Source organism: Phenylobacterium sp., from assembly GCF_965229015.1.
GTDB lineage: Bacteria > Pseudomonadota > Alphaproteobacteria > Caulobacterales > Caulobacteraceae > Phenylobacterium.
The window spans coordinates 935,227-950,710 of record NZ_CBDDIM010000001.1 but is presented as its reverse complement, the minus strand read 5'-3'; the positions used below and the strand labels follow the sequence as shown (position 1 = coordinate 950,710).

The following is a 15,484-nucleotide window of genomic DNA, read 5'->3' as shown; positions in this document are numbered from 1 at the left end:
TTTGAAGCTCACGAAGGGAGCGAAATAGGATGGGCCGCATCGCCTATGTGAACGGTCGCTTCTCGCGCCATGCCGACGCCGTGGTCCATATCGAGGATCGGGGCTATCAGCTGGCCGACGCGGTCTATGAGGTCTGGTCGCTGTTCGACGGCAAGCTGGCCGATCCGGAGGGGCACTTCGCCCGCCTGGAGCGGAGCCTGGGCGAGTTGAAGATCGCCATGCCCATGAGCCGCCGGGCGCTGACCATGGTCCTGAAGGAGACGGTGCGTCAGAACCGGATCCGCGAGGGCATGGTCTATCTGCAGGTCGGCCGCGGCGTGGCGCCGCGCGACCACGCCTTCCCCCATCCCGACACCCCGCCCAGCATCGTGGTCACGGTGAAGGCGGTGGACCGGGTGGCCACAGAGGCCAAGGCGGCCAAGGGCGTCTCGGTGATCACCCTGCCGGAGAACCGCTGGGGCCGGTGCGACATAAAGACCGTCGGCCTGCTGCCCAACGCCATGGCCAAGCAGGCGGCCAAGGAGCGCGGCGCGGCCGAGGCCTGGTTCGTCGACGAGATGGGTCTGGTGACGGAGGGCGCGTCCTCCAACGCCTGGATCGTCGACGCCGACGGGACCGTCCGCACTCGCGCCACCAACGCAAACATCCTGCGCGGCGTCACCCGCTACAGCCTGCTGGACATCCTGAGGGAGCAGGGGATGAAGGTCGACGAACGGCCCTTCACCCCCGACGAGGCCAAGGCGGCCAAGGAGGCCTTCATCACCGGCGCGGGGGCCCTGGTCCTGCCCGTGGTGGCGGTCGACGGGGCGCCCGTGGGCGACGGAACCGTCGGTCCAGTGGCGATGAAGCTCCGGAGCCTCTATATCGAGCGTGCGCGAGCAACTGCGATCTGAGGCCAACGGGGCGATTGCGCCGGTCACAGAGAGCGGTCTAGCGTCCAACTTGTGTGTGGCGACCGGTTTGCGGACGCCGATCCAAAACAAAGGGCGAAAAGCCATGTCGAACGAAAAGAAACAAAACCTGCAGGACACGTTCCTGAACAGCGTGCGCAAGTCGAAGACGCCGCTGACCATCTTCCTGGTGAACGGCGTCAAGCTGCAGGGCGTGGTGAGCTGGTTCGACAATTTCTGCGTGCTTCTCCGCCGCGATGGCCAGTCGCAACTGGTCTACAAGCACGCCATCTCGACCATCATGCCGGCTCAGCCCGTGCAGCTGTATGAGCCGGCGGAAGACGAGGTCGATTGAGTTCAAAATCCATAGATCGCGAGGCGCCTGCCCAGCAGGCCATCGTCATCCACCCCGCCCGTGATGAGCGGGGCACGTCCCGGACCGCCGAAGGGCGACTGGAGGAGGCCGTCGGCCTGGCCCAGGCCCTGGACCTCGAGATCCACGACGCCTTCGTCGCGCCGTTGCGCAAGCGCGTGCCCGCGACCCTGTTCGGCAAGGGCAAGGTCGAGGAGATCGGCAAGCTCCTGGAGGACGCCGAGGCTGATGTCGCGGTGATCGACGACGCCCTGAGCCCAGTCCAGCAGCGGAACCTGGAGAAGACCTGGAAGGTCAAGGTCATCGACCGGACGGGCCTGATCCTGGAGATCTTCGCCCGCCGGGCGCGAACCCGCGAGGGCCGCCTGCAGGTGGAGCTCGCGCGCCTCTCCTACGAGAAGTCGCGCCTGGTCCGCACCTGGACCCACCTGGAGCGTCAGCGCGGCGGGGCCGGGGTGATGGGCGGGCCTGGGGAGACCCAGATCGAGACCGACCGCCGGCTGATCGCCGACAAGATCGTCAAGCTGAAGAAGGACCTGCTGGAGGTCCGCCGCACCCGGGACCTGCAGCGGGGCGCCCGTCAGCGGCATCCGTACCCGGCCGTGGCCCTCGTGGGCTACACCAACGCCGGCAAGTCGACCCTGTTCAATCGCCTGACCAAGGCCGAGGTTGTGGCCGAGGACATGCTGTTCGCCACCCTGGATCCCACCATCCGGATGCTGGACCTGCCCGACGGGCGGCCCGCCATCCTGTCGGACACCGTCGGCTTCATCTCCGAGCTGCCCCACGAACTGGTGGAAGCGTTCCGCGCCACCCTGGAGGAGGTCAAGGAGGCTGACGTGATCCTGCACGTGCGCGACATCTCCAGCGAGGAGACCGACGCCCAGGCCCAGGACGTCCGCACCGTGCTCTCACGTCTCGGCGTGGACATGGAGGAGCGCCGTCTGATCGAGGTCTGGAACAAGATCGATCTGGTGGAGCCCGAGGCCCGCGAGCGGCTGATCGGCGACGCGCGCCGGGCCCATCCCCCGGCGGTCACGGTCTCGGCCGTCACCGGCGAGGGCTGTGACGAGCTCCTGGCCCTGGTCGCAGAGATGGTGGACGAGGCGCCGGCGGTGGAGATCGTGGCGCCGCCCAGCCAGGGCGCGGCGGTGGCCTGGCTCTATCGCCATGGCCGGGTTCTCGAACGGGCGACCGAGGACGACGGTGGCACGCGGCTTGCTGTCAAACTCAGCGCCCAAGCCCTGGGCCAGTTCGAACAACTCTTCCCGCAGGCCCACCTGCGGGCCTGACCCCGGAGCCGGCCCTTGGACTACATCCCGATTCAGCCTGGCCGGCGGCGCGCGCCGCGGGAGCTGATCCTGATGAGCGGTGTGGAGGGGCTGCTGGCCCTCGTCGCCGGCTGGGTGGCCCTCGCGAGAACGCCTGTCCAGGAGACCGCCGATCACCGCGAGCTCATCGTGGCGGCGGCCGGAAACACCCTGCCGCTGGCCCTGCTGGTCTTCCCGGCCCTGGCCTGGCTCGCCTTTCATCGCCGCGCCGACGGCGCGGTCTGGCCTCTCTTGTGGAGCCCGGCCCTCTGGGCGGTGTTGATGATCGCCGGTTCCTAGAGCCTTTCGGCCGCCTTCGCCGCGTCCCACAGGGCGTCCATCTCGGCCAGGTCGGACTGGTCCGGGGTCTTGCCCCGCGCCTTCAGCGCCGCCTCGATGAAGCGAAAGCGGCGGGCGAACTTGGCGTTGGTGGCGCGGACGGCGTCCTCCGGATCGATCTCGAGGGTGCGCGCGATATTGGCCACGACGAAGAGCACGTCCCCCAGCTCGTCGCGGGCCTTGGCCACGTCGCCGGCCGCGATCTCCGCCTTCAGCTCCGCCACCTCCTCATCCAGCTTCTCCAGCACCTGATCCACCGAGGGCCAGACGAAGCCGACCCCGGCCGCCCGGCGCGACAGCTTCACAGCGCGCGTCAGGCCCGGCAGGCCGACGGGGACGTCGTCCAGCAGGCTCTGGTCGCGTCCCTTGCCGGCGCGCTCCTGGGCCTTGATCACCTCCCAGGCGCGGGTCTGTTCGGCGCTGCTGCGCTGGGCCTCCTGGCCAAAGACGTGGGGATGGCGGCGGATCATCTTCTCGGAGATGGCGGTCGCCACGTCGTCGAAGGAAAAGGCGCCCTGTTCCTGCGCCATGCGGGCGTGGAAGACCACCTGCAGCAGCAGGTCCCCCAGCTCGTCGCGCAGGTCGGTCAGCTCGCCCCGCTCGATGGCGTCGGCCACCTCATAGGCCTCCTCCACCGTATAGGGGGCGATGGTGGCGAAGGTCTGCTCCAGGTCCCACTCGCAGCCGCCGTCCGGGTCCCGCAGGCGGGCCATGATGCCCAGCAGGCGGTCGATCGGGCGCTGGTTGGTGTCGCGCATGGAGATCCTCGGCTAGGTCGCGGTCCGACAGCGGACATCCCTGTGGCGCGGCGGTGATCTGACCGTGGGGGGCTGGCGGAGGCAAGGTGGTTTTGGGTCGGCGGCAGACATCGCGTCGCACCACCAGGGGGTGTAAGGGCGTCGTTAACCAAGTCCGCCACAGGCTCGCCGAACGACCTCTAGAGTCGGTGGAATGGGGGAGGGCGTCATGCGCCTCCGAATATCCAGGGCCATTGGCCTGATTGGCGCGCTGGTGTTCGCCGCCATGCTCGCCAGCGTCGGCGCGAGCTTCTACGCCATCCAGCAGCTTCGGGTCGGCGGGCCGCTCTATGAGCGGATCATCCTGGGCAAGGACCTGGTGGCCGACATCCTGCCGCCGCCGGAATATGTGATCGAGGCCTATCTCGAGGCGCGCCTGGCCATCGACAATCCCGCGGGCGTGGCCCAGTCGAAGGCGCGGCTGAAGCAACTGCACAAGGACTATGACGACCGCCACGCCTACTGGCTGGCCGCGCGCCTGCCCGTGAACCTCAAGCGCGAGATGGTGGAGACCTCCCACGCCCAGGTGCAGAGGTTCTGGCGGCAGGTGGAGGACGACTACATCCCGGCCCTGGAGCGAGGCGACAAGACCGGCGCGCAGGCGTCCCTCGACGAGATCGCCGGCTCCTACGCCGCCCACCGGCTGGTGGTCGACCGCATGGTGGTCGCCAGCAATGCGATGAACGCGGCCGTCGAGGGCCAGGCGGCGCGCCAGCGGACCGTGCTGCTGACCCTGGCCTCCAGCCTGGCCCTGTTCGCCGCCGCGGCCCTGGCCGCCGGACTCTGGGCGATTCGCGCCGGACTGGTGGGGCCGCTGGTGCGCATGACGCGCGTGATGAGCCGCCTGGCCGCCGGCGAGCATGATCAGGAGACCCCCTTCAAGGCCCGGGGCGACGAGGTGGGCGAGATGGCCCGGGCTGTGGAGGTGTTCCGCGCCGCGGCCACGGAGCGCGAGGCGCTGGAGGCCCGTGGGATCCAGGAACGCGCGCGGGCCGATCAGGCGCGTGACCAGAACGCCGCCGAGCGCGAGGCCGCCAGCCTGTCCCGCGAGGGGGTGATGGTGGCCCTGGCCGGCGGTCTGGAACGGCTTGCCCTCGGCGATCTCGACTGCCGCCTACCGGAGGAATTCCCCAGCGAATACGAGGCGCTGCGGGGGAACTTCAACACCGCCATCCTCGAACTCGCCCAGACCCTGGGGGTCATCGCCGGCGCCACGACCCAGGTGCGCACCAGCGCGGCCAGCATCTCCCAGGCGGCCGACGATCTCTCACAGCGGACCGATCAGCAGGCTTCCTCCCTGGAGGAGACCGCCGCGGCCCTGGAGCAGATCACCGCCACCGTCCGCCAGACCGCCGAGGGCGCCGAACAGACTCGCCAAGTGGTGGCCGAGGCCAACGAGGTGGCGGAGCGCTCCGGCGCCATCGTCGGCGAGGCGGTCGGGGCCATGGAGCGCATCGAGCGATCCTCCCGGGAAATCGCCCAGATCGTGGGCGTGATCGACGAGATCGCCTTTCAGACCAATCTGCTGGCCCTGAACGCGGGGGTCGAGGCCGCCCGGGCCGGGGACTCCGGCAAGGGGTTCGCCGTTGTGGCCCAGGAGGTGAGGGGCCTGGCCCAGCGCTCTGCGGAGGCGGCCAAGGAGATCAAGGGTCTGATCGCCATCTCGACCGGCGAGGTGGAGACCGGTGTCGGTCTGGTCAACAGCGCCGGTGAGGCCCTTTCGGCGATCACCGGCAAGGTGGCGCAGATCAACGACCTGGCCCTGGAGATGGCCGCCTCGATCCGCGAGCAGGCCACGGGCCTGGCCCAGGTCAATCTGGCGGTGACCGAGATGGATCGCACGACCCACCACAACGCGACCATGGTGGAGGAGACCACCCGCGCCAGTCACGCCCTGGCCGGTCAGGCCGAGGCGTTGAACGGGATGGTGGCGCGCTTCGGCGCCGGTCATCCGCCGGCGAGCGCGGTTCAGCGGGCGGCGTAGGTCTCGCCACGGCCATAGCGGTAGGCGAAGCGGTCGAAGGCGTAGTTGGCGTCGGCCCAGGTCGGCTTGCGCCAGGCTTCGCGGATGTCGCTCTCGTACCATTGGAAGTGGATGGGCGTGACCTCGCCCTCCACGGAGATGGCCTGGCCATCCACGGTGGCGCCGCCGATGCCGAAGCTTTCATAGGAGAGGCCGGGCTTCTTGCCGAGCTGGCGCATGGTGGGCCGGTTCGGTTTCGCGTCGGTGAGCACCAGTTCCATGCGGCCGCCGGCCAGGACACCGGTGCGTTCCAGCTCGCGCTGGACGTCGCGGCGCAGTTCCGCGGCCAGGCGCTGGACGTCCTTCTCGCCGAGATCCTCGACGGCCTTCTTGTGAAGCTCAGGACCGATCTGGACGTCGACGCTGGCCACGGTGGACAATGGGGCGGCGGTGGCCGATCCCGCGGTCAGGACGGTGATGGCGGAGGCGATGAGCAGGCGCATGGCGGGCTCCGGGTCAGGCGCAAATCCGGGGCGGACCAAGCCGCCCCGCCGCCATGAAGGCCCGCAAGCGTGGCCTTACTGTGGCGGAGCCGTGCTCAGGCGGCGGTGGCCGCCGCGGCGACCTTCGGCTTGGCCTTGGCGCGGGTCTTCTTGACCTTCACGGGCGGGGCCACCGGCTCGGGCTCGGGCTGAGGGTCGAGATCCAGCACGCTGACCGGAATGTTGCCGACGATGACGCGCACGCCCACGAAGCGCATCTGGCCGTCGACGAAGGAAACCTCGTCCAGGCCGACATCGGGGCTGCGCTTGATGAGGGACTCGTCTCGGAAGGTCAGGCGCAGGGCCATGGTCTCGCGCGAAACGCCGTCGGCCTCGCCCTTCGCGACAGCGTCACGAAGATCGTCGATGGTGGGTCCGCGGGTGTTCACCGGTGAGACCTTGTAGGACTTGATCATAGTTCGCCTTTCTTCCCCGATGGGCCCCACAAGGCGCGGGACGCGGTTCGGGCAGGTCGGCGGGGTGGGCGAGTCGCCGGCAGGGCTCCTGCGGGGAGCGAGCTGCAACATAGCACGAACCCGGCCCGCCGGGGGGTCTTTGTCGTAGAACCGACAGACAAAAGAAAACGGGCCGGCGCGAGGCCAGCCCGTCTGACGTTCAGAGCTCCGCTCAGGCGGACGCTCGGTCGGTCTTATGCCGCAGTGAGTTGCCCGGCGGACATCTTGCCGCTGCGCTGGTCACGCTCGAGCTCGTAGCTCAGCTTTTGACCCTCATGGATCGAGCCGAGGGTCGAACGTTCAACGGCCGAAATGTGGACGAACACGTCGCCGCCGCCATTTTCAGGCTCGATGAAGCCGAAGCCCTTTTGGGCGTTGAACCACTTAACAGTTCCGGTAGCCATAGTCGTTTAGTCCTAGCAATAGTGTATTCGGCTGGCAAAGCGCCGCCGCAGAATCAAAGTTCATGATGGTAGGGAGGGTAACTTCGGGGCTCCACCGGGGTGGGCCGAAATCGCTAGCCGCGCCAAATCGAAATTCGATGGGGCGCGTATCCCATGAATAGGTGAGATTAGCAAGGATTCATTGGCGTAATGGCCAAGCATCTGCGCGAAATTCTGTTTCGGGCGAGCGAAATCCTCACATCTTCAGCGGCGAAACATAGCCGGTGAGTTCCAGATAGCCCCGCGCGCCGGGCGCTCGAACCGCCCCTTCCCAATAGACGGGGCCGCCGGTTCGGCGGCTGTCCAGTTCCTGGTCGTCGAACAGCGGGGTCAGACGCCAGCGCCGCTCGCCGGCCGGCGTTCGCACCACCAGCTCCCGCTGCACGGGATAGCGGCCGCCGGTCCGCGGCGATCGCCAGATCCGCTCCGTGGTGAAGCTGACGTCGCTAGGGCCCAGATGCGCCGTCGCCCCGCCCGCGGAGCGCAGGGAGCCCCCGGCCCAAACCGTCTGGCCCGCGGCGTCGCGCACTCGGAACGCCGTCAGAGCGCCGCCGTCGTCCAGGTTGAGCCCCACCCAGTCCCAGCCCACGGCCTTGGGGTCCAGCAGGGTGGATGACCATTCATGGTCGAGCCAGGCTTCGCCGGTGACCTTCACCCGCTTGCCACCCTGGATGACGCTCCCCGTCACCTTCAGGTGCGGCAGACTGTAATAGTGGCTCGCCTGGGAGGGCAGGGGCCCCTTGCGGCTGAACCCGCGGTCGCCCTGCAGCAGGACCGGTTGGGTGGGGGCGAAGGCGAGGTCCAGGGTGAAGTCGTCGGCCTTGGCCCGGGCCTGGAAGCGATTGTCCGGCCCCCGCGCCAGCCGCCAGTCGTCGATGACGATGTCGGCGTCGCCGACCTTGGCCTGCGCCAGGCCCAGTCCCGCCCGCGCCATGCGCCCGTCGTGCTGCAGCCTGCCGAGCTTGGGGTCAGACAGGCCGGCATGGGCGAACAGGATCTGCTTGGGCGCGAAGGCGCTGGGATTGCGCTGGTCCACCGACAGACGGCTGCGGAAGAAGGTGACCTGGAACCCAAGGTCGCGGCCATCCTGCGTCTTCAGCCAGCCGGTGACGTACCACCACTCGGTCCGGTAGTCGGGATGGGCGCCGTGGTCGGCCGGGAAGCTCAGGGCCTGGTCGGGACGGACGGGCGGAAACACCGGCATCACCGGGGCGTCCGGCGCCGCGGCCAGCAACAGGACCGCCAACAGGGCCAGGCCTGCCCGCTTGAGACCTCGGGCCATCACCAATCCTCCCGCACGGCGCGCACCGCGTCGCCCGACAGGGCGCGGCGCCCGGCCAGGACCGCCGTGCCGGCGCCGGCCGCCACCAGGGCCACCGCCAGGCTGGCGAACAGGCCAAGCGGCAACCGGGTCTCCATCGTCCAGTGGAAGGACTGCGGATTGACCACGTGGATCAGCACCTGGCTCATGGCCAGGCCAAGGCCCAGGCCGGCGATCACGCCCACCGCCCCCAGCAGCGCGCCCTCGGCCGCCAGCATGGCCATCACCTGGCGGCGCAGGACGCCGACGTGGCGCAGCATGCCGAACTCCTTGGTGCGCGCCAGGGTCTGGGCCGAGAAGGTGGCCGCCACCCCGGCCAATCCGACGACGATGGCGATGGCCTCCAGGGCGTAGGTCAGGGCGAAACTGGAGTCGAACAGCCGCAGGGCGAGCGCCCGCATCTGCCGGGTCTCGAAGAACTGCACCTGGGCGGCGAGCGGGGCGGGCAACAGGGCCCGCAGGGTCTTGGTCGCCTGGTCCGGGGTGACCCCGGGCGAGAGGTCGAGGGACGCCTCGGTGCGCAGGTCGTCCCCGGTCAGCCGGGTGTAGTCGGCGCCGTCCATGGCGATGGCGCCGGCCTGGCGGGCGTAGTCGCGCCAGATTCCCCCGATGAAGACCTGGGAGCTGCCGCCCCCGAGCGGCAGGATCATGCGTTCGCCGACCTTGCGGCCATAGAGCCGGGCGGCGGGTTCGGAGAGCCAGACCGGCGTCACCCCCGCCGGCGCCTCGACCACGGCGCCGATCATCGGCAGCTTGTCGGCGGGCCGTCGCCGATCCACCGGTCTCACCAGCAGGATCAGGGGCGGCATGTCAGGCGACAGCCTTACCGGCAGGGTCTTCTGGAACAGGGCCGTCTCCACCCCCGGGGCGGCGGCGAGCTTGGCCCGCAGATCGGGATCAAATCCGCCGCTCTCCACCCGGAACAGCAGGTCCGAGGGCAGGATGTCGTTGAGCCAGTCGTCCACCGAGCCGCGCAGGCTGGCCACCATCACGGCCATGGCCACCATTAGGCTGGTGCTGGCCACGATGCCGCACAGCGCCACGGCGGCCTGGGCCGGGGCGCCCCAGAGCCGCTGGATCGCCAGGTCCAGGACCAGGACCCGCCGCGCCGGACCGCGCAGGGGTGACAGCAGCACGCGGGCCAGCCAGGGCATGGCCGCCACGCCGCCCGCCAGCATCAGGCCGATGGAGAGATAGCCGAACAAGGGCAGGCCGCCGAGCGCCGGCAGGAAGGCCGCCAGGGTCCCGGCCGCCAGCAGACCGACGCCCCACCAGGCCGCGGGCCGGGCGTCGGGGTCATTGCGGTCGCCGATGTCCTTCAGCGCTATGCCCGGCTGGGCGCGGGCGGCCTCCATCGCCGGCAACAGGCTGCCGATCAGGGCCGCGGCCAGGCCAAGAGCGAAGAAGATCAGGGCGGGCGTTGGGGTGATCACCAAGTCCGGCGTCGTCCCGCGGAAATAGCCGCCGCCCAGGTCGCCCCCGAGGAATTTCAGCGTGCCGACCGCCACGCCAAGTCCGAGCGCCAGGCCCAGCACCGCGCCAACCCCGCCCACCAGGGCGCCTTCGACGAAGACCTGGGCCAGCAGGCCGCGGCGCTCCAGGCCCAGGACCCGCAGCAGGGCGAATTGCGGCCGGCGGCGCGCCACCGACAGCGACTGGGCCGAATAGACCAGGAATCCGCCGGTCAGCAGGGCCATCAGGGCCAGCATCTCCAGATTGACCCGATAGGCCTTGGTGAGGTTGTCGCCGCGGCGGGCCTCGGACTGGGCGGTGACGATCTGGGCGTCGGCGGGCAGGCGCGCGCGCAGGGCGGCCTGCACCGTCTGGGGGTCAGCGCCGGGGGCGAATTTCAGGTCGATGCGCTGCAGGCGGCCCAGGCTGCCGAAAAGCCACTGGGCGGCGGCGATGTCGATCACCGCGATCTGCTGCTCGGAGGACGCCTGGGACAGGACTCCTGCAACCGCGAAGGTCACGGTCCGGCCCGCGGCGGTAAGGGTGACGGTCTCGCCCACCTTGCGCCCGCTCGCGGCCAGGGCGGCCGGCGACAGGGCGATGGCGCGGGGGTCGAAGACGCTCTCGGGCACGAAACCGCTCGCGCCGTCGGCCGCCTGGACCGCGCCGCGGCCCAGCAGGGTCGGGGTGACCGCGGCGGCCCGGAGGGGGTCGATTCCCAGCAGGGTCAGGCCGCCGCCCTCCAGGGACTGGGACGGCCCCGCGCCGAAGCGGGCGTGCAATTCCACGACCGGACTGGCCGCGGCGATCCCCGGCGCCCGGGCCAGGATGGGATAGAGGTTCTCGTCGAAGCCCAGGGGCGTGGTGGCGTGGACCTGCAGGTCGGCGTCGGCGTTGACGGTCCGCACCGCCCGGGCGAGTTCGTTCTGAGCCGAGCCGTTGATCAGGTGAACCGCGAAGCCCAGGGCAACGCCGATGGCGATGGCGAGCGCGGCTGTGACCACGCGGCCTGGATGGGCGCGCCACTCCCCCACCATCATCCAGGCCAGGGCCGTGCGGCTGAGGGGCCGGCGTTCAGCCGTCATGGCGCGCGACGAGGCCCTCGCGGGTCAGAGTCAGGCCCCGGTCGGCCACCGCCGCGGCCCGCTCGGAATGGGTGACGAGGATCGCCGCGGCGCCGAAGCTGCGCACCTGGGCGACGAAGAGGTCGAGGATGCGCGCGGCGGTCTCCGGGTCGAGATTGCCGGTCGGCTCGTCGGCCAGGACCAGGGCGGGGCGGTGGACCAGCGCGCGGGCCAGAGCCACCCGCTGCAGTTCGCCGCCGGAAAGCTGGGCGGGGCGATCGTTGGCGCGTCCGGTCAGGCCGATGGCGTCCAGCAGCGCGGTCGCCCGCCGGGTCGCCTCGCCGGCCTCCACCGACTGCAGGACCAGGGGCAGGGCGACATTCTGGGCCAGGGTCAGGTGGGGCAGGATGTGGAAGGCCTGGAAGACGAAGCCGATCCGATCGCGCCGCAGTCGTGTGCGGCCGTCGTCGTCGAGGCTCTGCAGCGCCATCCCGTCTATGGCCACCTGGCCGCTGTCGGCCTGATCCAGGCCGGCGATGAGATTGAGCAGGGTCGACTTGCCCACGCCGGACTCACCCATGATGGCGACGATCTCGCCGGGGGCGACCTGGAGGTCCAGCCCCTCGAACAGGATGCGGCCGCCAGGGACCGACTTGCGCAGGGCGGTCAGGGACAGGACCGGGGACGAAGCACTCATGGCGCGCAAACTATCCCGAGCCGGGCGCCGCGCGCGCGGCCTTTCTGGCGGCTTGACGCTGTCTGGCCCGACGCGACACTGAGGCGATGTCGGACAACGCTCCCAGCCGCCTCGGCGCCATCATTCTGACCGGGGGCGCCTCGCGCCGGATGGGAACGGACAAGGCGCTTCTGCCATGGGGCCGCGTCCGCGCCATCGACCGGGTCGTGGCCCTGGCGCGGAGCGCGGGCGCGGTGCGAATCGTGACGGCCGGGGAGGGGGACTTCGGGCTGCCCCGCGCGCCGGACCCCGCACCCTTCAGTGGCCCGGTGGCCGGCGTCCTGGCCGGGTTGGCCCTGCTGGGCGAGGCGCTGGACCGGGTCCTGATCCTCGCGGTTGACGCCCCGACCTTGACCGCCGAGGACCTGGCGCCGCTTCTGGACACCCCAGGGCCGGGGGCGGCCTTCGCGGGATTCCCGGTGCCCATGGTGATCGATCCCGCCGCGGTCCCCGCCGATATCGGCCAGGACTGGCCGCTGCGGCGGCTTGTCGAACGCGCGGCCCTGGCCCAACTCGCCGTGGCCGCCAACGCCGCCGATCGAATCCGCGGCGCCAACACGCCGGCGGAGCGCGCGCGGCTGTTGAAGCTCGCGGGACTGGGCTGAACGCCTAAACCGTGGGCGAGGGGCGCCCGCAAAATAGACGACTTGCGCATGTCATGCCCCGCCGACACAGGCTAAGGCTTGCCGCCGCTCACCCCCAGCTAGAAGCGGCCCATGCGCGTCCTCGTTATTGATCCCGATCCAGCCCGCGCCGCGCTGGTGGCCGAGGGCCTGCAGGGCGTCGATCCCCTGGAGGTCCGGCAGGCGGCGGTCTTCGACGCCGAGGCCCTGGCCGGATTCTCCCCCGACATCATCGTCATCGCCTGCGACAGCGCCGACCGCGATATCCTGGAGAGCTTGCGCGAGGCGGGTGAGACCAATCCCCGCCCCGTGGTGATGTTCGCCGATCGCTCCGAGCCGGGCCTGGCCGAGCAGGCCATACGCGCCGGGGTGGCGGCCTATATCGTCGATGGCCTGGCGCCGGGGCGGGTGCGCTCGATCCTGGAAGTGGCCATGACCCGCTTCTCCTTGATGCAGCAGCTCCGCGGCGACCTGGCCAAGGCCAAGGCCAATCTGGAGTCGCGCAAAGTGGTGGACCGGGCCAAGGGCCTGCTGATGAAGGAGCGCGGCCTGGACGAGGACGGCGCCTACAAGCTGCTGCGGAAGCTCGCCATGGACAAGGGCCGCCCGATCGGCGCGGTGGCCGCCGACCTGCTGACCTTCGCGGGCGTGCTGAAGGGAGACGCCTCGTGAGCGCCCTGACCCTGGGGTTCATCCCCCTGACCGATTGCGCGCCGCTGATCGTGGCCCAGGACCGGGGCCTGTTCGCCGCCGAGGGCCTGGACGTGGCCCTCAGTCGGGAAGCCTCCTGGGCCACCATCCGCGACAAGGTGGCGGTGGGCGCGCTCGACGCCGCCCACATGCTGGCCCCCATGACCCTGGCCGCCACCGCCGGGATCGGCGAGCCGGCCGCGCCCATGCTGGCGCCCCTGGCCCTGGCGGTGAACGGGGCGGGCGTCACCCTCTCCAACCGCCTGATCCACGCCCTGCCCACCGGCGCCGAGACGCCGCAAGAGACCGCGATGGCCCTGGCCGGCTTCATCGCCCAGGGCCGCGCCGCCGGTGAGCCGCCGCTCACCTTCGCCGTCGTCTTCCCCTTCTCGATGCACATGTACGCCCTGCGCTACTGGCTGGCCTCGGCCGGCGTCGATCCGGACCGGGACGTCCGCCTGGTGGTGGTGCCGCCCCCGCGCATGGTGGAGCAACTGCGCACCGGCCAGGTGGATGGCATCTGCGTCGGCGCGCCCTGGAACACGGTGGCCAGCCGTGGCGGCCTGGGTCGGGTGGTGCTGCGCACGTCGCAGTTCTGGCCCGCCGGCCCGGACAAGGTGCTGGGGGTGACGGCGGAGTTCGCCCGGCGCGAGCCGCAACACCTCCAGGCCCTGCTGCGCGCCCTGGTCCGGGCCCAGGCCTGGTGCGACGCCCCGGAAAATCACCGCGACCTCGCCGACCTCCTGAGCCGCCCCGAATATGTGGGCGCGGAGGCCGACGTCATCGCGCCCGCCATCGCCGACGAGCTCGTTTTCCACCGCGACGGCGCCAGCGTGCCGCGCCTGGAGCACGCCCGCTGGTTCCTGGACCAGATGCGCCGGTGGAATCAGATCGGCCCGGAGGTGGACGCGGCCGGCCTGGCCACGGCCGTCTATCGGCCGGACCTGGCGCTGGAGGCGCTACGGGCCACCGGACTCGCCACGCCGATCCTGCCGGCCCCTGGACCGCTGTTCGACGGCAAGACCGCGGGATCCGCCTAGTCTTTCACCAGACCCCATCTTTGGGCGCCTCGAAATTGAGCGGGTAGGGCGAACTTCCCCGCGCGCCCCTCGCCACGCCTGACAGCAGTCATGTTGCAGTGCGTCATGAGCTCAGGCCCACGGACAACGAGGTTCGCGGCTGATCGAGAAGACCGCTCGGATGCGGTCACCCCAACGGCGCCGTCGCCGCTCTCGTTCACCCGAGGTTTGTCCATGTTGAGCCGCTCCTTCCTCAAGTCGGGCCACACGCCGACCCTGTTCGCCGCCTTCCTCTATTTCGACTTCAGCTTCATGGTCTGGGTGCTCCTGGGCCCGCTGGGCGTGGCGATCGCCAAGGAATTCCACCTCGACCCCGCCCAGAAGGGTCTGATGGTCGCCGTGCCGGTGCTGTCGGGCGCCCTGCTGCGCCTGGTGGCTGGGGTCATGGTCGACCGCATCGGTCCCAAGCGCACCGGCCTCATCGGACAGGCGATCGTCCTGACCGGCCTGGCCACCGCCTGGCTGCTGGGGGTCCACAATTATCACCAGGTCCTGGCCCTGGGCGTCCTGCTGGGCGTCGCCGGCGCCTCCTTCGCCGTGGCCCTGCCGCTGGCCTCGCGCTGGTACCCCCAGGAACACCAGGGACTGGCGCTCGGCATCGCCGGGGCCGGCAATTCGGGCACCGCCCTGGCCGCCCTGTTCGCGCCGCTGCTGGCCAAGTCCTTCGGCTGGACCAATGTCATCGGCCTGGCCATGCTGCCGCTGCTGGTGGCCTTCGTGGTCTACCTGCTGTTCGCCAAGGACGCCCCCGAGCAACCCGCGCCCAAGCGGCTCGGCGAGTACCTCGAAGTGCTCAAGGTTCCCGACGCCTGGTGGCTGATGCTGCTCTACAGCGTCACCTTCGGCGGCTTCGTGGGCCTGTCGTCCTCCCTGACCATCTACTTCAACTCCGAATATGGCCTCGACCCGGTGATCGCCGGCTTCTTCACCGCAGGCTGCGTCTTCGCCGGGTCCTTCGTCCGGCCCGTCGGCGGGGCCCTGGCCGACCGCTTCGGCGGGGTACGGACCCTGATCGTGGTGCTGGGTCTCGCCGCCGTGGGCCTGGCCACCGCCAGCTTCCAGATGCCCAGCGCCTGGATGGCCCTGGCGGTGCTGCTGCTGAGCATGGCCGCCCTCGGCGCCGGCAATGGCGCGGTCTTCCAGCTCGCCCCCCAGCGGTTCCGCAAGGAGATCGGGGTGATGACCGGGTTCATCGGCATGACCGGCGGGATCGGCGGCTTCTATCTCGCCTCGACCCTTGGCCTGGCCAAGAAGCTGACCGGCTCCTACCAGCTGGGCTTCCTGGGCTTCGCGGCCCTGGCCCTCTTCGCCCTGGTGGCCCTGACGAGCCTGAAGAACCACTGGCGCGCTGTCTGGCCGACCCTGGCGCCCGCCGACTCCATGCCGGTCCGGGTCTGAGGGGCATCA

General features: G+C 70.4%; 16 protein-coding genes. 9 read left to right on the top strand and 7 right to left on the bottom strand.

Annotated elements, in window-relative coordinates; translation table 11 throughout:
• The first annotated feature begins 29 nt into the window (after window positions 1-29).
• The 4 genes from ACO06I_RS04750 to ACO06I_RS04735 all read left to right on the top strand — a co-directional run bounded on the left by ACO06I_RS04750 (window position 30) and on the right by ACO06I_RS04735 (window position 2,873).
• Window positions 30-893, top strand: coding sequence for a D-amino-acid transaminase (locus tag ACO06I_RS04750; protein ID WP_421931453.1), 864 nt, complete (start codon window positions 30-32; stop codon window positions 891-893).
• A gap of 103 nt (window positions 894-996) precedes the next feature.
• The gene (hfq, locus tag ACO06I_RS04745; RefSeq protein WP_421931452.1) at window positions 997-1,245 is read left to right on the top strand and encodes an RNA chaperone Hfq; all 249 of its coding nucleotides are present in this window, start codon (window positions 997-999) and stop codon (window positions 1,243-1,245) included.
• The gene (gene hflX, locus ACO06I_RS04740; RefSeq protein WP_421931451.1) at window positions 1,242-2,555 is read left to right on the top strand and encodes a GTPase HflX; all 1,314 of its coding nucleotides are present in this window, start codon (window positions 1,242-1,244) and stop codon (window positions 2,553-2,555) included. The genes hfq and hflX overlap by 4 nt, the downstream gene beginning before the upstream one ends.
• Window positions 2,556-2,570: 15 nt before the next feature.
• A complete protein-coding gene (locus tag ACO06I_RS04735; RefSeq protein ID WP_421931450.1) occupies window positions 2,571-2,873 on the top strand; it encodes a hypothetical protein in 303 nt (100 codons plus the stop codon).
• Here ACO06I_RS04735 and mazG read toward each other — a convergent pair.
• Window positions 2,870-3,670: a nucleoside triphosphate pyrophosphohydrolase gene (gene mazG, locus ACO06I_RS04730; RefSeq protein WP_421931449.1), complete on the bottom strand. Its 801-nt coding sequence runs from the start codon at window positions 3,668-3,670 to the stop codon at window positions 2,870-2,872. The two genes, ACO06I_RS04735 and mazG, sit on opposite strands and share 4 nt — an antisense overlap.
• Before the next feature lie 208 nt (window positions 3,671-3,878).
• Between mazG and ACO06I_RS04725 the strand changes: the two genes are divergently transcribed.
• Window positions 3,879-5,693: a methyl-accepting chemotaxis protein gene (locus tag ACO06I_RS04725; protein ID WP_421931448.1), complete on the top strand. Its 1,815-nt coding sequence runs from the start codon at window positions 3,879-3,881 to the stop codon at window positions 5,691-5,693.
• Here the strand turns inward: ACO06I_RS04725 and ACO06I_RS04720 are convergent.
• The 6 genes from ACO06I_RS04720 to ACO06I_RS04695 form a co-directional block, all read right to left on the bottom strand.
• Complete coding sequence (locus ACO06I_RS04720; protein WP_421931447.1) at window positions 5,678-6,175, bottom strand: hypothetical protein; 498 nt, start codon at window positions 6,173-6,175, stop codon at window positions 5,678-5,680. The genes ACO06I_RS04725 and ACO06I_RS04720 overlap by 16 nt on opposite strands.
• A gap of 95 nt (window positions 6,176-6,270) precedes the next feature.
• Window positions 6,271-6,630, bottom strand: a complete 360-nt coding sequence (locus ACO06I_RS04715; RefSeq protein WP_421931446.1) for a hypothetical protein — start codon at window positions 6,628-6,630, stop codon at window positions 6,271-6,273.
• A 233-nt stretch (window positions 6,631-6,863) separates the two neighbouring features.
• Window positions 6,864-7,073, bottom strand: coding sequence for a cold-shock protein (locus ACO06I_RS04710; RefSeq protein WP_304696930.1), 210 nt, complete (start codon window positions 7,071-7,073; stop codon window positions 6,864-6,866).
• Between the two features lie 235 nt (window positions 7,074-7,308).
• On the bottom strand, window positions 7,309-8,394 hold the full coding sequence (locus ACO06I_RS04705) for a lipocalin-like domain-containing protein (RefSeq protein ID WP_421931445.1): 1,086 nt from the start codon (window positions 8,392-8,394) through the stop codon (window positions 7,309-7,311).
• Window positions 8,394-10,970 carry an FtsX-like permease family protein gene (locus ACO06I_RS04700; RefSeq protein ID WP_421931444.1) on the bottom strand — a complete coding sequence of 859 codons (2,577 nt, stop codon included), beginning with the start codon at window positions 10,968-10,970 and terminating at the stop codon, window positions 8,394-8,396. Before ACO06I_RS04700 ends, ACO06I_RS04705 begins: the two co-directional genes overlap by 1 nt.
• Window positions 10,960-11,646 carry an ABC transporter ATP-binding protein gene (locus ACO06I_RS04695; protein WP_421931443.1) on the bottom strand — a complete coding sequence of 229 codons (687 nt, stop codon included), beginning with the start codon at window positions 11,644-11,646 and terminating at the stop codon, window positions 10,960-10,962. The genes ACO06I_RS04700 and ACO06I_RS04695 overlap by 11 nt, the downstream gene beginning before the upstream one ends.
• A gap of 86 nt (window positions 11,647-11,732) precedes the next feature.
• Between ACO06I_RS04695 and mobA the strand changes: the two genes are divergently transcribed.
• The 4 genes from mobA (at window position 11,733) to ACO06I_RS04675 (ending at window position 15,475) form a co-directional block, all read left to right on the top strand.
• Window positions 11,733-12,290, top strand: a complete 558-nt coding sequence (gene mobA, locus ACO06I_RS04690) for a molybdenum cofactor guanylyltransferase (RefSeq protein ID WP_421931442.1) — start codon at window positions 11,733-11,735, stop codon at window positions 12,288-12,290.
• Window positions 12,291-12,401: 111 nt separating this feature from the next.
• A complete protein-coding gene (locus ACO06I_RS04685; protein ID WP_421931441.1) occupies window positions 12,402-12,980 on the top strand; it encodes an ANTAR domain-containing response regulator in 579 nt (192 codons plus the stop codon).
• Window positions 12,977-14,038 carry a CmpA/NrtA family ABC transporter substrate-binding protein gene (locus ACO06I_RS04680; RefSeq protein ID WP_421931440.1) on the top strand — a complete coding sequence of 354 codons (1,062 nt, stop codon included), beginning with the start codon at window positions 12,977-12,979 and terminating at the stop codon, window positions 14,036-14,038. Before ACO06I_RS04685 ends, ACO06I_RS04680 begins: the two co-directional genes overlap by 4 nt.
• 213 nt (window positions 14,039-14,251) lie before the next feature.
• Window positions 14,252-15,475: a nitrate/nitrite transporter gene (locus ACO06I_RS04675; protein WP_421931439.1), complete on the top strand. Its 1,224-nt coding sequence runs from the start codon at window positions 14,252-14,254 to the stop codon at window positions 15,473-15,475.
• Window positions 15,476-15,484 lie beyond the last annotated feature (9 nt).